Raw genomic sequence first — 19811 nt, forward strand, 5'->3', positions numbered from 1 at the left:
GTGATACACTCAAATTGTATTTCCAACCAAAGAAAACAAGGAGAGTGATCACAAATGACCTATACACATCTTACTACAGACGAGCTAGTTTTGATAGAAGCTTATTACCATCAAAATAAAAAAGGAACATACGTTGCGAAACAATTGAAACGAGCAAAACAGACTATCTATAATGTTTACAAAGCTTTTGATGAGGGATTATCTGCACTAGATTACTATAAAAGATACAAAAATAATAAAAAGAATTGTGGCAGGCGTCCTATTTCTTTATCTGATAATGAAACAGAATACATTCAAAAGAAGGTTGTTCAAGGATGGACTCCAGATGTCATTATTGGTCGTGCTGAGTTTCCTATCTCATGTTCTATCAGTACTCTTTATAGATTATTTAAGCAAGGACTGTTTGATTTGACCGCATTACCTATGAAAGGTAAAAGGAAAGCGAATGGTTATAAAGAAAAAAGAGGTAAACAAGCCTTTAAAAGAACCATCCATCAACGTAATAAGGACTATCAACTCTTTAATAATGAATTTGGTCACCTTGAAGGTGACACAATTGTTGGAAAAGATCATAAAAGTGCTGTTATCACACTCGTTGAAAGACTATCGAAAGTGATTATTACGTTAAAACCAATAGGCAGACGAGCAATAGATATCGAAAATAGTTTAAATAATTGGTTTAAAAAGTTTCCATGCCATCTATTTAAATCAATCACATTCGATTGTGGTAAAGAATTTTCTAATTGGAAATCAATCAGCAATCTAAATGATATTGATATTTATTTTGCCGATCCAGGAACACCATCACAACGTGGCTTAAATGAAAACTCTAATGGGTTATTACGTAAAGATGGATTACCTAAACAAATGGATTTCAACAAAGTTGAGGAATCTTTTATCCAATCTATCGCTTCTAAAAGAAATAATATTCCTAGAAAATCATTAAACTATAAAACACCATTGGAAGTATTTTTGAGTTATGTAGACAACGATATTTTGTCTAGCTTAATTTGACAAATGAAATAAATAAAACAGACATTTTCGGACACACTCATAGTACGGAGATGTCTGTTTTATTTGATGGCAAAAGAACGGTGAGTTGATTAATAATAAGCTCTGTTATAGCCTCTTTTGATAATTGGCAATCATGAAACAACCAGTCTTTGATAGTACCAGTGATGGCAAAAGAAAAAAAGTTGCGGTTTCTTTTGGCTTGTATGATAAATCCTGTTGGTTAGTTTGATGTGTGAGTAAATAGTAAATGAAGTGCTCAAGTTGATTTGATAGTTGTGCATCAAAAACATAGGATTCAAGAAGCGTTTTTTGATAGAACACTTGATTTTTTTCAAAATAATCGACTAATCGTTTTATAATAACCGTCCAATGGTCGTAAGTCACAAAATGTTGCACAATCTCTGTTAGTTCTTGTTGGTATATCCAGACAATTAAATCATCTTTGTCAGTAAAATGATCGTAAAATGTTTGTCTTCTATATTCAGCGTGAGACATAATATCTTTTATTGATATTTTTTGATAGGGAGTCGTCTTTAATAAATCTTTTAGTGAATAGGCGATGACTTTTTTAGTAATTAAAGAACCAGGTGACGCCATGAGAGACCTCCTTTTATTTCCATTGACTATAGAATAACAAGGTGAAAAGAAAAAGACAAATAACTTTTTCTTTTTGAAAGCGGACACATGATAGAAAGTGTCCATTACAAAGAAAGCCTTTTCTTTATATAATACAGTCATAGATAAGAAAATGGAGGAAGCAAAGATGAAAAAAATTATAAATCAAACAGATGACATATTAAATGAAATGCTTGAAGGACTCTCTTATGCTTATAGTGATTTAGTGACACGTGTTCCTGAAACAAATGTGATTGTTAAGAAAAATATTTCAGGTAGTAAAGTAGGAGTTGTTAGTGGTGGAGGAAGTGGTCATGAACCTGCTCATGCTGGATTTGTAGGGACAGGAATGTTAAGTGCTGCTGTTTGTGGAGAGATTTTCACTTCGCCAACTCCTGATCAAGTATTAGAAGGAATCAAAGCTGCTGATGATGGTGCTGGAGTATTGTTAGTCATTAAAAATTACTCTGGTGACGTGATGAACTTTGAAATGGCAAAAGATTTAGCTGAGATGGAAGGCATTGAAGTTGAAACAGTATTAGTTGATGATGACATTGCGGTAGAAGATAGTACCTATACAGCTGGTCGACGTGGAGTCGCTGGAACCATTTTAGTTCATAAAATTTTAGGTCATGCCGCTGAATCAGGTAAAAGTTTAGCTGAAATCAAAGAAATTGGCGACAAACTAGTTAAAGAAATTAAAACATTAGGTGTAGCGTTAACTGGTGCAACAGTTCCAGCTGTAGGGAAACCAGGATTTGTTTTAGAAGAAGACGAAATTGAATTTGGAGTTGGAATTCATGGAGAACCTGGGTATCGCAAAGAAAAATTACAATCATCAAGAAAACTAGCTGAAGAACTAGTTGGGAAACTAAAAGATGAGTTTAACTGGAAATCTGGCGATAAATATGGTGTGTTAGTGAATGGTTTAGGTGGAACACCATTAATGGAACAATTTGTTTTCATGAATGATGTGAAAGTTTTATTAGAAGAAGATGGATTAATTGTTGACTTTAAAAAAGTTGGGGACGTTATGACATCAATTGATATGGAAGGTTTATCGTTAACTATGATTCACATAGATACACCTGAATGGACAGAAGCATTGAAAGCACCTGTTACAACAATTGCGTGGTAAAAAAGGAGAGAAATGTATGGAAGCAAAACAAATTATAAATTGGTTACAACTGTTTACAGATAAAGTTGGCGAAAACAAAGCGTATTTAAGTGATCTAGATACACCAATCGGAGATGGCGACCATGGTGCTAACATGGCTCGTGGAACAAGTGAAATGATGAAAGCTATCGAAGAAAAAAATCCTGACACACCAACAGAGGTCTTTAAATTAGCGGCTATGACGTTAATTAGTAAAGTCGGTGGTGCATCTGGTCCTTTATATGGTTCTGCTTTTATGGGAATGACAAAAGCATCAATGAAATCAGATGATTTAGTGACGATTTTAGAAGGTGGCATGAGTGAAATCCAAAAACGTGGAAAAAGTGAACCAGGTGAAAAAACAATGCTTGATACTTGGTCACGTGTCATTGAATCCCTAAAAGACGGTTCTTTAACAGAAGAAAAAGTGAAAGAAATTGCCGAAGAAACAAAAGAGATGAAAGCAACAAAAGGACGTGCCTCTTATTTAGGTGAACGTTCAATTGGACACATTGATCCAGGTGCTATGTCAAGTAGTTACCTATTTGAAGCTATGATAGAAGCAGGAGTGAAATAGATGAGTTTAGGAATCGTATTAGTATCGCATGTATCAGAGATTACAACAGGTATTACACGTTTAATCAGAGAAGTAGCCAAAGACGTTTCAATCACGATAGCTGGCGGTTTAGAAGATAATGGTATTGGAACAAGTTTTGAAACGATTATGTCAGCATTTGAAGCAAATGAAGCAGATGCTATCCTAGCCTTTTATGACCTAGGAAGTGCCAAAATGAACTTGGAATTAGCAATGGACATGACAGATAAAAATGTCATTTTATATGATACAGCATTAGTTGAAAGTAGTTATACAGCGGCCGCGTTAATACAAGCTGGTGCTGATATAAAAACCATTGAAGAACAATTGAGCGAATTAAAGGTTAAATAATCTAGGAGGAAAGATCATGAGAAAAGCATTTATTAGTCCATCAAAATACGTACAAGGTGAAGATGAATTACTGAATTTAGGTTATTATGTTAAAACATTTGGAAAGACAGCCCTTTTAATCGCACATCAAGACGATATTAATCGTGTGCAAGAAAAATTAGATAAAACAGCAGAAAAATTTGGTATAACATTTATCCCGAGTCATTTTAATGGTGAATGCTCGCGTGGTGAAGTAGCAAGATTACAAGCTTTTGCAAAAGAAAACAAAGCAGATTGTGTGATTGGTTTAGGTGGTGGTAAAGCCATTGACACGTCAAAATGTGTAGCTGAAGGAGATAATTTAATTATTGTGCCAACAATTGCTGCAACCGATGCGCCAACAAGTCATTCAGCTGTTTTATATACTGAAGATGGTGAGTTTGATGACTATGCTTACTTTAAACAAAGCCCAAGCGTGGTCATGGTTGATACCACAATTATCGCAAACGCTCCGACAAGATTTTTAGTGTCAGGTATGGGGGATGCGTTATCAACATTATTTGAAGCTCGTGCAACAGCGAATTCATTTTCAAATGTTAACGCTGGTTTACCAAATGGTTATGTGACAAAAGAAACAGCACCAGCTAAAAATACGATTGCCGCTTATACATTAGCTAAAGTGTGTTATGAAACATTACTAGAAAATGGCTACAGTGCCAAAATAGCATGTGACAATAACGTTGTGACACCAGCATTAGAAAATATTGTTGAGACAAATATCTTATTATCTGGTTTAGGATTTGAAAGTAGTGGTTTAGCTGCTGTTCACGCGATTCATGACGGATTAACAGCATTAGAAGGAACTCATTCATACTTCCATGGTGAAAAAGTTGCCTTTAGTGTGATTTGTCAATTAGTCTTAGAAAATGCCTCACAAAAAGAATTACATGAAGTACTTGATTTTAGTTTATCAATTGGCTTACCAGTTTGTTTAGAAGATATTGGTGTGGAAAGTATTACATTTGAAGAAGCAATGGAAGTGGCTGAAAAAGCATGTATACCTGAAGAATCAATTCATTCTATGCCTTTCCCTATTGTTGAAGAAGAAGTTGCGGCTGCCATTATTGCAGCAGATAAAATTGGTCGTGATTACAAAGCGAAACATAAATAATGATTTAAAGTTTTTAAACAGCCAGATTGCCCTATGTTCTGGCTGTTTATTGTTTTATATACTTATGTTAGACTAGGAAGGAAAAAGAAGAAGGGGGGATGTTATGACACGGATTATCAATAAACCAAAAGATACTGTTTCACAAGTTTTAAATGGTGTGGCATACATTCATCAAGATATCTTACAAAGAATTCCTAAAACAGGTATATTATTACGCAAAGAGTTGACGCCAGATCGTGTCGCAATTATTAGTGGTGGTGGAAGTGGGCATGAACCAGCACATTTTGGGTATATTGGAGAAAACATGCTTGATGCTTCAGTAAGTGGACCAATATTTATTCCGCCGACAGCTGAAGAAGTGTTTGAGGCCATTCAAAAAACAGATCAAGGTAAAGGTGTTTTATTAGTCATAAAAAATTTCGAAGCTGATGTAAATAATTTTTTACAAGCAGAAAAGCAAGCGAAAGAAGCGGGTCATAATGTTTCCCATGTGATTGTCAACGACGACTGTTCAGTTGAAACGGGAAGTTTTGAAAAAAGACGTCGAGGTGTCGCTGGAACTGTTTTTGTACATAAAATACTAGGAGCAGCAGCTAGTGAAGGCAAATCATTAGATGAATTAGTTTCAATAGGAGAAAAAGTCATCAACTCGATGAATAGTCTAGGAGTTGCTTTATCAAGTGGGACAAGTTTAACTGGAGAAACGTCTAACTTTACCTTAGAAAAAGATATGATTTCATTTGGTATTGGCATTCATGGTGAGGAAGGATACCGAAGTGAACCATTTCATTCGTCAGAACATTTGGCTAATGAACTATTAAATAAATTACTCGTTCAGTATGATGATTATACTAATAAAAGATTTGCAATCCTTGTAAATGGTTTGGGCACAACGACGGTAATGGAGCAGTATGTTTTTTCAAATGATGTCAAAAGGCTATTAAAGTTAGAGGGTGTAACGGTTGTTTATGCTAAAACAGGAAATTATATGACATCAACTAATATGGCTGGAATTTCATTGACTCTTTTAGAAATTACCGAAGAAAGTTGGTTAGAGTATCTCAAAAAACCAACTAATGCCTTTGCTTGGTGATGAAAAAAATTCTTTTATAAAAAGGGTGTCAATCGAAAATAAAAATGTCCCAAAATGAGGGCTCACATTAGCGCAATCTTTACTGCGTAAAACTTGCACTAATGTGACCATTATTGGTAAAATAAGGTACTTTTTGTTTCAGGCTGTTTTTTCAGCCTCATATTCTTCGATAGTACGGTCAATACTTTGAAGATACCTTTTGAAAGACTCAAGTTTCCACGGATGTGACTGTGGTGGAATGTACTTGCGTCTTTCTTTTTTTATATCTGAAGAAACCCCATCAAACTCTTTTGAATAGGTCTCGTGGTTTTTTAATCGTCTAGTAGGATAAATTTTTTCTGCTATATTAACATAAATCTCCCCGTTAAAAGCTTTTATAATTAATGCTTTCGTTTTCCTTGTAAAATATTTGTCGCTACCACCTTCCGTTGGAAGATAAAATTTATTTTGATACTTAATATGATGGCCATTATCGACTATACGATGAGAGACAGTAGCTAGTAATAAATTAATTTCAGCTGTTGTAGGAGAAGTTTCATAAACACTTTCTGCAGTTTTGTGACCAAATTGTCGATTAAACTTTCGAATCCATACAGATAGAAATTGATTAGCCTCCTCTATAGAATGTATATTTGCTATCTCAAGATCAACAGGCAATCTTGATTGCACTGTCCCATTTAAACGTTCTACACGACCTTTTGCTTGAGGAATAGAGGATGTTTTTATGTCAATACCTAATTGATGACAAGCAAACCCAAACTGCGTGAACGTATCTTCTTCTACAGCTTTTGTTGATTTTCTGTTGTACTCAAAGACGGTTCGTTTATCTGTTAGAAAAGTGGCAGGAATCCCTTGTTTTGTCAGAATTTGATGAAGAACATGGTAATAACCATTGAGCGTTTCCTGTTGGTCAAAATAAGCGCCAACAATATTACCTGATGCGTCGTCAATAGCTAAATGAAGATGAGTTATTTGATTTCCAAACCAATTATATGAACTAGCATCTAATTGAATTAATTCTCCTTTGTATTTTTTTCTAGGTCGACTAGGATGGGTCTTTTCAGGGAGTTCTAGGTAGTCTTCAGCTCTTGGAACCAATAGGTTCTCTGATTGTTTGGTTTGTTGACCTTCTTGCTTTATTAATTGTTTGAGTCTTCTTTTTGTCTTTTTTTGAGCCTTTGGTGAAAGTATTTTTTCTTTGTACAGGATGCTTCTAATTGTAGTATCTGTATAACAGATATGATGGTCGTTTTTCAGTATTTCAGTAAAATGCTTAATATTTGGTTTAATACTAAACGATTGATAACTAGTGATTATTTGTTGTTTTACTTTTTCAGGCACAGAGTGCTTATTTTTTCTCCCTCGATTTATATGGACAAATGCTGATTTACCATTTTCCCTGTATGATTTCACTAAACGGTTAATTTGTCGTATAGATAAATTAAGTTCAACACTAGCTCTCTTTTTTTGTTTTTTATTTTCAGCGACAGCTTTAATAACTTGATACTTTTTGGTTTCATTCATTGTTAGATTTATCCTTTTCATAAAGTTATTTTATCATTTTGGGACATTTTGTCTTTCGACCTACTTAGGACATTATCACTTTCGAATGATATGAAAAAAATTCTTTTATAAAAAGGGTTGTATTTAAATGGAAGTCATGGTATATTAATAAGCGTAGTATATTTGATTCGTTTTAGGAAAATTAACATTCTGTTTACATTTCTCCTATTAAGCGTCACATTTATTGCAACAAAATATGCGTATATGATTACGCGATAATAAGGAGGAAACACAACATGGCAAACGGAACTGTAAAATGGTTTAACGCTGAAAAAGGTTTTGGTTTTATCACTCAAGAAGGTGGAGAAGATGTATTTGCACATTTCTCAGCTATCCAAGGTGACGGATTCAAAACTTTAGAAGAAGGTCAAGAAGTGACTTTTGATGTTGAAGAAGGTCAACGTGGACTTCAAGCAACTAACATCGTTAAAGCTTAATCTAACTTTTAATTAAACAAAACCACTTAAGTTAATTCTTAAGTGGTTTTTTATTTGCTTGAATCAAGTGGCTCGTCGATTACCATACCAAGAGCTAAACCAATGCTAATCATTTGATCCATATTTACGATAAGTCCTTGTATTTTATCAGGAGAAAAGTATAGCTGTTCAAAGTGACAACTAGATAAATTTAATCCAGAAAAAGTAGTGTTTAGCCAAGTGGAATTTTCAAGGTGGCAGTCATTAAATTCACAATGCTTCCAATCTAAGTCAGAAAACTCAGAAAGGGATAAGTCAGAAGATAACCATCCTGTATATCTAATTTTAGCAAAGTTAAAAGAGGTGTAAGGCATAGTACATTGCCTAAATTCGCAGTGACTTAGGTAAGAATCAGCAAAGTTAACACCAGTTAAACGACAATTTTTAAACAGAACACGATGAAACGAACTGTCAATCAATTCCGTATTGGAGAAATCACAGGAATCAAAAATCGTGTCGCTAATTTCAATAGCCTCACACTGTTGATTGGAAAATGTCGTTTTTTGCCAATGATTTTTATCAAGGATTAACCGATTAATTTGGGCAGTATCTTCTTTGGTAACATGCATAAATTGTAAATTATCAAGGGTATTATTAGATAAATCTTCTGGAAAACATGCTTTATCTTCTAGTTTATCTTTTATTAGAATAGGGTGATTTCGTTTCATGTATCATCCAACCTTTCAAATAGTAAAAACGTCAATTTTAAATTAAGTATAACATATTTTAAAAATAGCTAATCAAAAAAATGTTGACTTTTAGATTTAATTCTTATACAATGAAGAAGTTGAGAAATCAAAGCAGAAGCACCCGCTTCTCGCCTTAACAATAAAAATTGTTGGGCTAGATAACGTTTAGTTTTGATATTTTTATCAAACACTATTTTGGTGCGGGGTCTTTATATAACAATAAAGAACTCGTTTTTTTCTGTGTTTTTCTCTAGAATATTCGGAGGTGAATGACCATAGCAAAAGATAATATGGTGAATGACGGCATTCGTGCAAGAGAACTACGTTTAATTGCAGTAGACGGAGAACAGCTAGGTGTTAAATCTAAAGTAGAAGCTTTAAGAATTGCTCAAGAGGCAAATCTTGATCTCGTTTTAGTGTCACCAAACGCTAAACCACCAGTTGCAAAAATCATGGATTATGGAAAATTCCGTTTTGAGCAACAGAAAAAGGAACGCGAAGCCCGTAAGAAGCAAAAAGTCATTAATGTAAAAGAGGTTCGTTTGAGCCCAACGATAGATGTCAATGATTTTAATACCAAGTTGCGTAACGCGCGTAAATTCCTTGAAAAAGGTGATAAAGTGAAAGCTTCTATCCGATTTAAAGGTCGTGCGATTACCCATAAAGAAATTGGTCAGAACGTCTTAAATCGCTTAGCGGATGAAACAAATGACATCTCAGTTGTTGAACAGAAAGCGAAAATGGATGGTAGAAGTATGTTTATCATGCTTGCACCAAAAACAGATAAGTAGGTAAAAATCTGAGGAGGAAAATAACATGCCAAAAATGAAAACACACCGTGGATTAGCAAAACGTGTAAAACGTACTGGTGGTGGAGGACTTAAAAGACATCGCGCATTTACTAGTCACCGTTTCCATGGAAAAACTAAAAAACAACGTCGTCAATTACGTCGTCCAGCAATGGTATCAAAAGGCGATTACAAACGTATTCGTCAACAATTGACTCGCATGAAATAATTTTTAGTTTTTGATAATAACTAAAAATATATACTGAAATATTGAACAACTCAAGGAGGAATTATCATGGCACGTGTAAAAGGTGGAACAGTAACTCGCCAACGTCGTAAAAAAGTGCTTAAGTTAGCTAAAGGCTACTATGGCTCAAAACATACATTATATAAAACAGCAAAAGAACAAGTGATGACTTCTTATACATACGCATTTAGAGATCGTCGTCAAACAAAACGTAACTTCCGTAAATTATGGATTGCTCGTATTAACGCAGCAGCTCGTATGAATGGTTTAAGTTATTCTAAATTTATGCATGGTTTAAAATTAGCAAACATTGATATGAACCGTAAAATGTTAGCTGATATCGCTATTCATGATGCAGAAGCATTTACAACATTAGCGGACCAAGCAAAAGCTGCTTTAGCTAAATAATTAAATAATCGTTGATATACCAACGTTTTAACCCACTCAATCGAGTGGGTATTTTTTTTGACCCAGACTTTGACCCAGATTATTTTTATCAGTCATAAAATCGGCAAATAGATTTGCGGTGTCTTTTTCAATTTCTTCTGATAAGTGTGTATAAACTGAATACGTTGTGGATAGGCTAGAATGTCCTAATCTTGATTGTACTTGTTTCATATCTGCCTTAGCCATAAATAAAAGTGAAGCATGTGTATGTCTTAGTTGATGGACGGTTATCCTTTTGAACGTAGGAAACTTCCTATAAAAAGTATCTAACCAGTTTCTAGGTGCTCCAGGGTCTAACAATGTGTTGGTATCGGACTTACTAAAAACTAATTGGTCCACTGAAGGTATAAACTGCAATAATGATAATTCCTTAGCTTGAAATTTCTTCCATTGTTTTAAAACTTCAATCGTATTATCATCTAAGCCTATTGTTCTGATACTTGTTTTAGTTTTTGGTGTCTGCACTAATAGACTGCCATTTTTTCCCACAGCTAAAGTCTTGTTAATAGTTAAAGTTTTATTGCTTAAATCAATATCACGCCACTGAATGGCAAGAGCTTCGCCTTTTCTCATTCCAGTATGAGAAAGCAAAAAGAAAAATGCGAATCTTTTATAATCCCAATTTTGTTTGAGTTGTTCTAAAAAGAAAACTAATTCTTCTTTAGATAAAAAATTTGCTTTTTTTTCCTCCACTTCAATAGTCGGGATAATAATATTATCCATAGGGTTATCTTTTAATTCACCAATAGAAACCGCATATTTAAAGACCATCCCAGCGTAATTAATCAACCTTTTATATCTTTTTGGACTACTATCTGACCAATCATTTGCATACTGTTGACACATTTGGACAGTGATTTTATTTACTTTTAAATGACCTAATACAGGTATTATATGAGTATCAAAAATTGTTTTAGTGTTCCAGAATGTACTTTCTTTAACTCGTTTTTTATAAATAAGATTAAACCAATCATTGCATAGTTCTGAATATGTTCTGATTGGTTTATTTTGTTTTAATCCATTTTCCGCGATTTCAACTTCTAATCGTGACAAAGCTAATTTTGCTTCTTTAACGCTTTTGAAACCTCTGCGAGTTGTTTCTCTTTGTTTACCAGTAATTGGATCAATGCCAAGATATTTTTTAAACATATAAGCAGTTGTTCCATCTTTTTTTGTATATTTTTTTATTTGTGTTGCCATATTTAACTCTCCCTTATCTTATGCGGGCACATGTGGGAGGGGAGTATTAATAATATATTTTACTCTTTGATCTTCTCTGATTTTGAAATTCAACTTTTCTATATTTCTTTTCATCATTAATTTCTAGAGGAGTTTGCACTATTTCATTTTTAGAAAATCCGAAGAAATAGGTCTTTCCAGTAGTTAATGGAATTATAGCTAAAGGTAATTCTTTATTAAATCTTTTCATATTTGGACCTTTACTAATTATTTTTGTAAGTAAAGAATATAATTGTTTTGGCCCAATTATATTAACTAATTCAATTAATTTTGCACTCCCCATTACAATATCATCGAAATTATCAGAAGTGGGATTGCAAACTAAATAAAATAATTGTTCATGAAACTCATGATAAATGGGGTCTTCTTTTTTATATCCTAAATCTTTATATAAAGATGACGTCTTTTTTGAATATAATTCTTTAGAAATCAAACCTATATCTTCATCAAAAATAAAAATCGATGTTTCCCTATCTAAAATTTTAATATTATAGTATTCATAATCATCTTCATATTTATAGGTGTTGTATACCGTTAAAGGATAGATTTCTTTTTCTATAATTAAATCGTTTAATGTTATATCGAGTTTATCAATTATTTCTTCTAAAAAATCAAGGTTGACAGATCTACTAGTATTATTATAAATAGCAGTTAGCGAAGGCCTGGATATACCAGTTATTTTTGATAAGTGAGATATAGAAATATTTTTTTTATCTAAAACTTCATCCAATGTAAATTTTAGCATTGATTAATCCCTCCTTGCGATTATATCTACTATATCATTAAATGATAGCAATTGAAATAAAAAGAATAAATTGTTTACATATATTAGAATAAATATTTGACAGATAGATGTTTTGATGCGATAATCAAATTGTAAAATATTTAAGCGTCAAAAAGAATAAATAGTTTACAATAATTTTAGAGGGGTGAAAACATGCAGGTCTTTTTATCAGAAGAACAAACTAATGAATTAAGAAGTTACATTTATGAAATTACTAAAGAAAGTATTGAAGTAGCTCAAAAAAATGCTGGTTTAGATAAACCATTCTTAAAACAAAAGTACATGGCGGAATATCTAGGAATATCAGTTAATTCATTGAAGAAGTTAGAGGCAGAGGGGTTACCAAGTATTACATTAGATGGATTAAAATTATATTCAAAAGAAGAAGTAGCACAATGGGTATTAAGTCACCAAAAATAAAAAAACATGTAGGGCACATGTGAGAGGAACAAAAAATGATTGAACTAAACAGTTTAAGAGAAAAGTTAACAGATTTATATGAATTATCAGAAGCAACAAATTTTAAAGTGGACGGTAAGCCAGCAAAGATTGCTGATGTACAAGAACTATATAAAGAAAAGATTATTGATTTATTAGATTCAATTGGGTTAGAGGATATCTATTTGAATTGAAAGGAGGTGAGTACATGTATCGAGTAAGAAGATTAGGTTTATTACTAACAATTTTCATTATCGGTTTATTAATGGGAAAGTATGGACCAACAGTTATAAATATGCTACTTAGTACGGTGTTTATCTTAACGTGGTTAATGGCATTTGATGAATCGAGCTATAAGAGAATACAAAAAAAGCACTGATAAGAATTTAGGCGTTCTTAACAGTGCGGGATAAATAGATTTGGAAACACTATTTATCCCTATTATAAAGTATTTTCACTTTACAATCAATTGAAAATAAAGGGGATTTTAACATGAACGAGAAAAAAATAACAATTAACGGTAATAAGGTAACGTTTGATTATTTATTTAAGAAAGCAGATGAATTAATCGGAGTAAAAAACACAATCGATTCTAGTCGAGATTTAATTGATTTGATAAACAATGTTTTTTCTAGTGGTGATGATTTTAGTTTTAAATATTTCATCCAAAGTGGCGGACTTGAAAGACTAGAATTATCACTAGAAGACGTATCTAAGCGACTAGAAACTATTTCTAATAGTATTTGTCCAGATGAACAAGTGGAGGTAGTAAGTAATGAAAAATAATTTTGACTTAAACATAACCAATGCCAATGACATAGATCATTCATTGTCTGCCTTACAAACGTTTTTAGACTATAAGTTAAATACAGACATGACAACGGATGATATCAATCAGATTGTTAGCCTTGTAAATGCTATAAAGTTATTAACTAAAAAACATGCCGAAGAAATGGAAAGTACCCAGTTTGAAGATTAAGAAGGTGATTGAGTGATATATACCAGTCGAGGGTTTATAACTAAAAATATGGTTCCAGTTGAGACTAACCAAACTGATTGGGAATATCTCACAACTTATGAGCCAAAACAAATGCCGTATGAAAATATGGAGCAAGTAGAAAAGTTCAAGAAGAGCCAGGCAGAATACTTTTTAAGTGGTGAAATGGCACTTAATACTGTCACTAATCAGTATGAACGAAGTAATCAAAATTTAATTAGTAAACGTATCATAGCATTAGATTATGATGATATTGATATTCTCCTTACTAAATTCATTCATACGATTAAAGAGAAACTACAAGGTATTGATTTTATGCTATACCCGACTATTAGAAATAATTTTGATGGTTATGGATTAAGGTATCGTTTGTTAATTAATACTGATCGTTTGTATAGAGAATCAGAATCTAAAACACTTCTTACAAATGTGATTAATCATATCGGATTGAAATGTGATAGTGCTTCAAAAACATTTAGCCAGCCAATGGGATTGCCGTTGATAAATGCTTACTCAAATAAAAAAATGATTATCGTAAATCAAGGGACACCGTTAGTCATTGATGATTATATGACACCGCTGGAAGTAAAAGAACCTATCACAGTAAATTATCAAAAATCAGAATTAACTGATAGTGAGTACATTGATATGTTTAATCAGTACGCTAAAAGAAACGAATCGAGTTTATCAGATTACTCATTTTATCTAAATGCCTATATGTGCTTAAAACATGGTGTACAGTCCAATGAGATAAGCCAAGAGATAGCCGAAGTAGGTTTGATGGTTTTAGCTGGTGATGATGTAAAATGGCAAAAAAACAATGTTAATCACTTTAGACAAGATAAGGCAATTAGTCGATTAAAGAAACCAGTCAAAGAGTATTTTGGGACAAAAGTTAAATCTGAACTTTTAGAGGGCGAAGATTTAAAAAATGCTTTGTTTGAACGCAGGCAAGAAGAACTAGCCTATATGATGAAACAATGGGAAGAAAATGGAAGCAAAGGACGCAAGCCTTCTTTAATTTCACCAATTAGGGTAGCGATTGTATTAAAAGACTATCTTAAATTTTGTCTGTTTGATATGAATGAGAATACAAAACTTGCTGTATATCGTCCTAATGAGGGCATATATATACGCAGAATGAAACATATATCAGAAGAATCATATCGTGGTTAGAGCCAAAGCATAATAGTAGTAAAGCTAGTGATGTCATTTATCATCTTAAAAATATGGCAGACATTAGAGAAAAAACTATTTCAAGATATTTAATTCCAGTCAATAATGGAATATTTAATCTACAAACAAAAACATTAGAAGCATTTAGTTATAAGAAAGTGTTTACGTCTAAGATTGCTACAAACTATGTTAAACCTAAAAACAAACCAATTATTGACGGCTGGGATGTTGATGAATGGATGAAGTCAATCGCTAATAACGATACTGAAATAGAGTATCTGTTATGGCAAGTGATAAGTGCTTCGTTAAATGGAAACTTTTCAAGAAGGCAATCATTATGGCTAGTGGGTAGTGGTAACAATGGTAAAGGAACTTACCAAGCATTAATAAAGCATTTAGTTGGGAGTAAGAATATAGCAACCTTAAAACTTCCCGACTTTCAAGGTAGGTTTAATTTATCACTACTAGAAGAAAAAGTAGTCTGTATTGGTGATGATGTTCCTGCAGGTGTTTATATAGATGATAGTTCAAACTTTAATTCTGTTGTGACTGGTGATGATGTCATGGTAGAAGAAAAGAATAAGCCAGCGTATAGCACCAATTTTCAAATGACGATTATTCAATCAACAAATAGTATGCCAAAGATACACAACAAGACTGAGGGAACGTATAGAAGAATTGTGATAGTTCCTTTCTCAGCTAATTTTAGGGGACAAGGCGATAACTGGAAGATTAAAGACGAGTATATTAAAAATAAGAATGTTTTAGAGTATGTACTATTTAAAGCTATAAACATGGACTTTGAGCGATTTACCGTACCAAGTGAATCAGAAAGACTAATGAAAGATTATAAACAAGTCAATGATCCAATGGTTGATTTTAAAGAAAATGTTTTTGACAATTTAAATCTTAATAAGATACCTTTCTATATTGTTTACGGATATTATAAAGAGTTTTGTCACGATAATAATTTTCAACCAATGAGTAAGATTAAATTTTCAAAAGAGTTTGAAAGTTTACTGGATGATGGATGGTCTAAGTATAGTAAAAAGTATTCTAAAGGTGAAATTAATAATTTGCCTAACAAACCATACAATATTGATTATCCAATTCATGGTAAAACTTATATGTATTATATAAATGAAAGATTAAAAGTAATGTAGGTTGATGAGGTTAATCATTGGTTAATCATTTTTACAAATGGTTAACCTCTAAAAACCTTATAGTATCAAGGTGTATAGCTAATAGGTTAACAAGTTAATCATTTTTCTTAACTTTTAGTAAATTAAATATCATTTAGATAAAAGTATTAAAATATAAAGTTAATGAAAAAAATGGTTAACCGTCAACCGAAGTCCTATAAAGCTATATACACCAATGCTTTATAGAGGTTAATGATTTTAAAAATATCGTTAACTTAATAACCAACTAAAAGGAGATTACACAATGAAAGTTAAAATGATAGAGGGAACTAATTCACTTGATAACTTCCAGCTACAAAGAGGGATAAGAAGATTAGATACTAGAGTGAATGAGTTCTTGCAGGAAAACCCGACAATAGAAATAGTTGCAATAAAACAAAGTAGTGCCACAAGTGGTAGCTCAGATGATTTAGGAAGTATCACGACAGTATCAATTTTTTATAATGAAGGAGAGAATAATTTATGATAAAAGCAGTTCAATATTTTAATGGAGAACAATTAATTAATCTTGTAGTAGGTGAAAATAGAGTTAAAGAAATAAATCTAATAAATGATAATCAACTACTAATTGAAATGGTAAGTGGTAATGAAAAAATAATTATTAGTCCATTCATTGAAGTATTAAAAGAAAAAGTCCAATCAGATGATATGTTGGATTTTATGGAAGAATTATATAGCAATGAGCATTAAAAAGCAGTGTAATCATGCTGGATGTCGGGAATTGGTTCCGTTTAATGAAAAATATTGTCAGAAACATCAAAAAACAGTAAAAAGAGTTTATAAGAAAGATTATCATGAAAGGAAGGCGAACGAAGGCAGATACTTCGCCTTCTACCGTAGCAAGGCATGGAGAAAGCTATCTTATACATATCGTTTGAATCATCCAGTGTGTGAAGAATGTTTATCTCATGGAATAATCGTTAAATCTGATATGGTGGATCATATGGAAGAAATTAGAGACAATTGGGATAGACGATATGATGAAACCAATCTACGTGCATTGTGTTGGTCGTGTCATAATACGAAAACAGCTAGGGAAAGAAAACGTAGAGAATTAAATCAATAACTAATCACAGGCTACCAGGTATTTAATGGGGCGGTGTGTTGCGGTTCTTGGGAACCGATGATGGGACTTAATTTTTTATAAAAAGCCTTTTCGAAAGAAACTAGAGGTAAACAATAAGTAATTAACACCGTTTACGATTGTAGACGATTGTGTTATAATGAAAGTAGGAGAAATATGACAGAAAAAATTATAATACCCACTAACAACGGGAATAAAAAGACAGTTGAGTTGCCTAATTATGGTGAAGTTATCGTCACAGTGAGAAATGGCAAAGTAACTAATATTAGAACAATCAATGATAATAAAATATGTTAAAGACACCTAAACGGTAAAGCCGAGGATGTAGCTATTAGTCAATTATGACTATTAGTTATGTCCTCTTTTTTATTGTTGGAAAGGAGAACGTTATGACGAAACCAGTTAAATTGTTTGAAGGGACTAAAGCACACTTATCAAACGAAGAAAAAGCACAACGTGAGGACGCTAAGAAAGAATTATTTGAACATGAAGAATTAGTTAGTACGCCCCCCGATTGGTTGCCACCTTCTGCAAAAACTGAATGGGAAAGACTAGTGCCAGTTATGAAAAAGGATTTGCCTTTATCTGAAACTGATTACGGTTTATTAATTTCTTACTGTTTGGCTTATTCAAGGATTAAGACATCTGAATCAGAAATAAGAAAGACAGGAACATTTATCACGAATGAAAACACAGGACAAAAACAGCCTAATCCAGCGGTTAAATTACAGTCACAAGCTATGAAAGATTTAAAGGCTTCTGCTAGTGCCTTAGGTATGACATTAGAAGCTAGGGCAAAACTTGCTTTAAACAAAGCAAAGAATGAAAAGCCAAGTGATCCATTTGAGGTTTTATTGAATGGTTAATTACGCTTTAGAGTATGCCAATAACGTTTTGAATGGTGAGATTGTGGCTGGTAAAAAAATTAAGTTGGCAGTGGAGCGTTTTGTTAAAGATTTAGAACGAAGTAAGTCGGATGATTTTCCTTATTACTTTGATGTCGAGCGTGCTAATCGTTCTTTGAAATTTGTTGAACTGTTACCAGGAACGGACGGCAATCCAATAAAAATGTTGTCGTTTCAACAGTGGATAATATCCGAGTTAGATGGATGGCGAGAAAAGAAAACAGGGAATAGGCGATTTAATCGAGCGTTTATTTCAATGAGTAGAAAAAATGGAAAGACGTATTTAGTTAGTAGTATGGCTTCTAATTCTTTATTAATGGAAACTGAACCATCACAGGGTAGACAAGTCCTATTTGTTTCTAATGCTTTAAAACAAGCCAAATTAGGCTATAACATGATGTCTAATGGCTTAAAAAGTGTTACCAAGAAGTCTAAATACATGCGACAACGATTAAAAATATTAAACGCTCAAATTACTGATTTAGAAACTGATTCTTTTGCAATGGCGTTGGCTTCTGAAACAAGTACATTAGATGGCTTTGGAGCTACTACGGCAATTCTTGATGAGTGGCATGAGGCAAAGACTAGAAAAGTTTATAACGTGCTTAAAAGTGGTATGAGTAATCAAAAGAATGGGCTTCTTGCCGTTGTATCTACCGCAGGCTTAAATATGAATGTTCCGATGTACGAAGAATATCAATTTTTATCTGAAGTGCTGGAAGGCAAGGAAGAAGCTGATAGATATTTTATTGCTATTTGGGAGCTTGATGATAAAGAAGAAATACATGACCAAGATATGTGGATTAAAGCCAATCCCATATTTGAAAGTGAAGAAATCAAGTCCACTATGCTTCCAGCCATACAAGATGATGTTGAGTTAGGGATTAAACAAAATAATCTCAATGCGGTACTCGTAAAAAACTTTAATATGTGGCAACAAGCAAGCGAGAATAGTTATATCGCTGGGGAAGATTGGGAAAACGCTCAAATTGATACTACTCCTAATATTATAGGAAAAGATGTATATATTGGAGTGGATTTATCAAAAACAAACGACTTAACCAGTATCTCATGGGTTATACCTTTAGAAGATAATCGTATGTTAGTTGATAGTCACTCATTTGTAGGGACAAAATTTGGCTTACAGGACAAAATAAAGCGAGATGGTATTGATTATATCGAACGTGAAAAACAAGGTGAGTGTACCATAACAAGCCTTGATAGTGGAATTGTAGACTATGAAGAAGTCTTTGAGTGGACGATTAATTTTGTGCAAGAAAATGACTTAAATGTTTTGGGGATTTGTTTTGATCCCTGGAATGCTAACAGTTTAATTACACGTTTTGAAAAAGAAAATTATCCGCTTATTGAGGTTCGCCAGGGTGTCTACAGTTTAAATGTGCCTACAAGAACATTTAGGGAACAACTTTATGACGGTAATATTATTCATCCTTATAATGCGTTGTTTTCTTATTCAATTAATAATGCCATTTTAAAAGAAGATAATAATGGCGTTCAAATTAATAAATCAAAAAATAGTAATAAAATTGATCCAATAGTGGCACTTATCAATGCCTATACACGAGCGATGTATCACTTTGAAGTAATGGAAGGGAAGAAAGCGGATAATGAATTTTACAAATCTAAAGAATTTAGTTTTTAATCAAATTCATTCATGGTTATTTTTAATTGGTTGTTTATTTATCATTACAGCCATAACCATGTTGACTAGTGCAGAGTGGGGACTATTCGCAACAGGTATTGTATTAATACTTATTGCTTTACTGATAGATAAATCATAA

29 protein-coding genes and 1 other annotated feature are annotated in these 19811 nt (G+C 32.9%); of the genes, 24 read left to right on the forward strand and 5 right to left on the reverse strand.

Features of this window, described 5'->3' with window-relative positions:
• The first annotated feature begins 54 nt into the window (after positions 1-54).
• Complete coding sequence (locus BW731_RS08465; protein WP_079344899.1) at positions 55-1014, forward strand: IS30 family transposase; 960 nt, start codon at positions 55-57, stop codon at positions 1012-1014.
• A gap of 105 nt (positions 1015-1119) precedes the next feature.
• Here BW731_RS08465 and dhaS read toward each other — a convergent pair whose 3' ends face one another.
• On the reverse strand, positions 1120-1611 hold the full coding sequence (dhaS, locus tag BW731_RS08470; RefSeq protein WP_158080187.1) for a dihydroxyacetone kinase transcriptional activator DhaS: 492 nt from the start codon (positions 1609-1611) through the stop codon (positions 1120-1122).
• Positions 1612-1777: 166 nt separating this feature from the next.
• Here dhaS and dhaK point away from each other — a divergent pair, with 166 nt between their 5' ends.
• From dhaK to dhaQ, 5 genes are all read left to right on the forward strand, one after another.
• Positions 1778-2767 (forward strand): dihydroxyacetone kinase subunit DhaK, encoded by a 990-nt coding sequence (gene dhaK, locus BW731_RS08475; RefSeq protein WP_079347321.1) that lies wholly within the window; start codon positions 1778-1780, stop codon positions 2765-2767.
• 16 nt (positions 2768-2783) lie between these two features.
• The gene (dhaL, locus tag BW731_RS08480; protein ID WP_079347322.1) at positions 2784-3362 is read left to right on the forward strand and encodes a dihydroxyacetone kinase subunit DhaL; all 579 of its coding nucleotides are present in this window, start codon (positions 2784-2786) and stop codon (positions 3360-3362) included.
• Positions 3363-3731, forward strand: coding sequence for a dihydroxyacetone kinase phosphoryl donor subunit DhaM (gene dhaM, locus BW731_RS08485; RefSeq protein ID WP_079347323.1), 369 nt, complete (start codon positions 3363-3365; stop codon positions 3729-3731).
• Between the two features lie 16 nt (positions 3732-3747).
• The gene (locus tag BW731_RS08490; RefSeq protein WP_079347325.1) at positions 3748-4881 is read left to right on the forward strand and encodes a glycerol dehydrogenase; all 1134 of its coding nucleotides are present in this window, start codon (positions 3748-3750) and stop codon (positions 4879-4881) included.
• 103 nt (positions 4882-4984) lie between these two features.
• Entirely contained in the window at positions 4985-5974 is a 990-nt protein-coding gene (dhaQ, locus tag BW731_RS08495; protein WP_079347327.1) for a DhaKLM operon coactivator DhaQ, read from the forward strand.
• 138 nt (positions 5975-6112) lie between these two features.
• Here dhaQ and BW731_RS08500 read toward each other — a convergent pair whose 3' ends face one another.
• Entirely contained in the window at positions 6113-7498 is a 1386-nt protein-coding gene (locus BW731_RS08500; RefSeq protein WP_079347329.1) for an ISNCY family transposase, read from the reverse strand.
• A 275-nt stretch (positions 7499-7773) separates the two neighbouring features.
• Between BW731_RS08500 and BW731_RS08505 the strand changes: the two genes are divergently transcribed.
• A complete protein-coding gene (locus BW731_RS08505) occupies positions 7774-7974 on the forward strand; it encodes a cold-shock protein (protein ID WP_071456381.1) in 201 nt (66 codons plus the stop codon).
• Positions 7975-8024: 50 nt separating this feature from the next.
• Here the strand turns inward: BW731_RS08505 and BW731_RS08510 are convergent, their stop codons facing one another.
• Positions 8025-8681, reverse strand: a complete 657-nt coding sequence (locus tag BW731_RS08510; RefSeq protein WP_079347331.1) for a pentapeptide repeat-containing protein — start codon at positions 8679-8681, stop codon at positions 8025-8027.
• 124 nt (positions 8682-8805) lie between these two features.
• Positions 8806-8948, forward strand: a sequence feature (ribosomal protein L20 leader region).
• Between the two features lie 23 nt (positions 8949-8971).
• Here BW731_RS08510 and infC point away from each other — a divergent pair.
• The 3 genes from infC to rplT all read left to right on the forward strand — a co-directional run bounded on the left by infC (position 8972) and on the right by rplT (position 10145).
• Positions 8972-9493 carry a translation initiation factor IF-3 gene (infC, locus tag BW731_RS08515; RefSeq protein WP_071456383.1) on the forward strand — a complete coding sequence of 174 codons (522 nt, stop codon included), beginning with the start codon at positions 8972-8974 and terminating at the stop codon, positions 9491-9493.
• 25 nt (positions 9494-9518) lie between these two features.
• The gene (gene rpmI, locus BW731_RS08520; RefSeq protein WP_071456384.1) at positions 9519-9719 is read left to right on the forward strand and encodes a 50S ribosomal protein L35; all 201 of its coding nucleotides are present in this window, start codon (positions 9519-9521) and stop codon (positions 9717-9719) included.
• Between the two features lie 66 nt (positions 9720-9785).
• The gene (rplT, locus tag BW731_RS08525; RefSeq protein WP_071456385.1) at positions 9786-10145 is read left to right on the forward strand and encodes a 50S ribosomal protein L20; all 360 of its coding nucleotides are present in this window, start codon (positions 9786-9788) and stop codon (positions 10143-10145) included.
• A 36-nt stretch (positions 10146-10181) separates the two neighbouring features.
• Here rplT and BW731_RS08530 read toward each other — a convergent pair whose 3' ends face one another.
• Both BW731_RS08530 and BW731_RS08535 read right to left on the reverse strand, forming a co-directional pair.
• On the reverse strand, positions 10182-11384 hold the full coding sequence (locus BW731_RS08530) for a site-specific integrase (protein WP_079347333.1): 1203 nt from the start codon (positions 11382-11384) through the stop codon (positions 10182-10184).
• A gap of 46 nt (positions 11385-11430) precedes the next feature.
• On the reverse strand, positions 11431-12168 hold the full coding sequence (locus BW731_RS08535; RefSeq protein WP_079347335.1) for a helix-turn-helix domain-containing protein: 738 nt from the start codon (positions 12166-12168) through the stop codon (positions 11431-11433).
• Positions 12169-12360: 192 nt separating this feature from the next.
• Here BW731_RS08535 and BW731_RS08540 point away from each other — a divergent pair, with 192 nt between their 5' ends.
• The 14 genes from BW731_RS08540 to BW731_RS12645 all read left to right on the forward strand — a co-directional run bounded on the left by BW731_RS08540 (position 12361) and on the right by BW731_RS12645 (position 19811).
• Complete coding sequence (locus BW731_RS08540) at positions 12361-12627, forward strand: DNA-binding protein (RefSeq protein ID WP_079347337.1); 267 nt, start codon at positions 12361-12363, stop codon at positions 12625-12627.
• Between the two features lie 35 nt (positions 12628-12662).
• On the forward strand, positions 12663-12839 hold the full coding sequence (locus BW731_RS12630; RefSeq protein WP_158080188.1) for a hypothetical protein: 177 nt from the start codon (positions 12663-12665) through the stop codon (positions 12837-12839).
• A gap of 14 nt (positions 12840-12853) precedes the next feature.
• Complete coding sequence (locus BW731_RS12635; protein ID WP_158080189.1) at positions 12854-13024, forward strand: hypothetical protein; 171 nt, start codon at positions 12854-12856, stop codon at positions 13022-13024.
• A gap of 113 nt (positions 13025-13137) precedes the next feature.
• Entirely contained in the window at positions 13138-13431 is a 294-nt protein-coding gene (locus tag BW731_RS08545) for a hypothetical protein (RefSeq protein WP_079347339.1), read from the forward strand.
• A complete protein-coding gene (locus tag BW731_RS08550; RefSeq protein ID WP_079347341.1) occupies positions 13421-13624 on the forward strand; it encodes a hypothetical protein in 204 nt (67 codons plus the stop codon). The genes BW731_RS08545 and BW731_RS08550 overlap by 11 nt, the downstream gene beginning before the upstream one ends.
• Before the next feature lie 12 nt (positions 13625-13636).
• Positions 13637-14818, forward strand: a complete 1182-nt coding sequence (locus BW731_RS12725) for a hypothetical protein (protein WP_198931932.1) — start codon at positions 13637-13639, stop codon at positions 14816-14818.
• A 35-nt stretch (positions 14819-14853) separates the two neighbouring features.
• On the forward strand, positions 14854-15981 hold the full coding sequence (locus tag BW731_RS12730) for a phage/plasmid primase, P4 family (protein WP_332881449.1): 1128 nt from the start codon (positions 14854-14856) through the stop codon (positions 15979-15981).
• A 283-nt stretch (positions 15982-16264) separates the two neighbouring features.
• Positions 16265-16486 carry a hypothetical protein gene (locus tag BW731_RS08560; protein ID WP_233120453.1) on the forward strand — a complete coding sequence of 74 codons (222 nt, stop codon included), beginning with the start codon at positions 16265-16267 and terminating at the stop codon, positions 16484-16486.
• Positions 16483-16710, forward strand: coding sequence for a hypothetical protein (locus BW731_RS08565; RefSeq protein WP_079347343.1), 228 nt, complete (start codon positions 16483-16485; stop codon positions 16708-16710). Before BW731_RS08560 ends, BW731_RS08565 begins: the two co-directional genes overlap by 4 nt.
• Positions 16700-17086, forward strand: a complete 387-nt coding sequence (locus BW731_RS08570; protein WP_079347345.1) for an HNH endonuclease signature motif containing protein — start codon at positions 16700-16702, stop codon at positions 17084-17086. Before BW731_RS08565 ends, BW731_RS08570 begins: the two co-directional genes overlap by 11 nt.
• A gap of 174 nt (positions 17087-17260) precedes the next feature.
• The gene (locus BW731_RS12640) at positions 17261-17401 is read left to right on the forward strand and encodes a hypothetical protein (protein WP_158080190.1); all 141 of its coding nucleotides are present in this window, start codon (positions 17261-17263) and stop codon (positions 17399-17401) included.
• Positions 17402-17493: 92 nt separating this feature from the next.
• Positions 17494-17970 (forward strand): phage terminase small subunit P27 family, encoded by a 477-nt coding sequence (locus tag BW731_RS08575; RefSeq protein ID WP_079347347.1) that lies wholly within the window; start codon positions 17494-17496, stop codon positions 17968-17970.
• The gene (locus tag BW731_RS08580; RefSeq protein ID WP_079347349.1) at positions 17963-19672 is read left to right on the forward strand and encodes a terminase large subunit; all 1710 of its coding nucleotides are present in this window, start codon (positions 17963-17965) and stop codon (positions 19670-19672) included. Before BW731_RS08575 ends, BW731_RS08580 begins: the two co-directional genes overlap by 8 nt.
• Positions 19638-19811 carry a hypothetical protein gene (locus BW731_RS12645; protein WP_158080191.1) on the forward strand — a complete coding sequence of 58 codons (174 nt, stop codon included), beginning with the start codon at positions 19638-19640 and terminating at the stop codon, positions 19809-19811. The genes BW731_RS08580 and BW731_RS12645 overlap by 35 nt, the downstream gene beginning before the upstream one ends.

This window comes from Vagococcus martis (genome assembly GCF_002026305.1).
In the GTDB taxonomy this organism is placed as follows: domain Bacteria; phylum Bacillota; class Bacilli; order Lactobacillales; family Vagococcaceae; genus Vagococcus; species Vagococcus martis.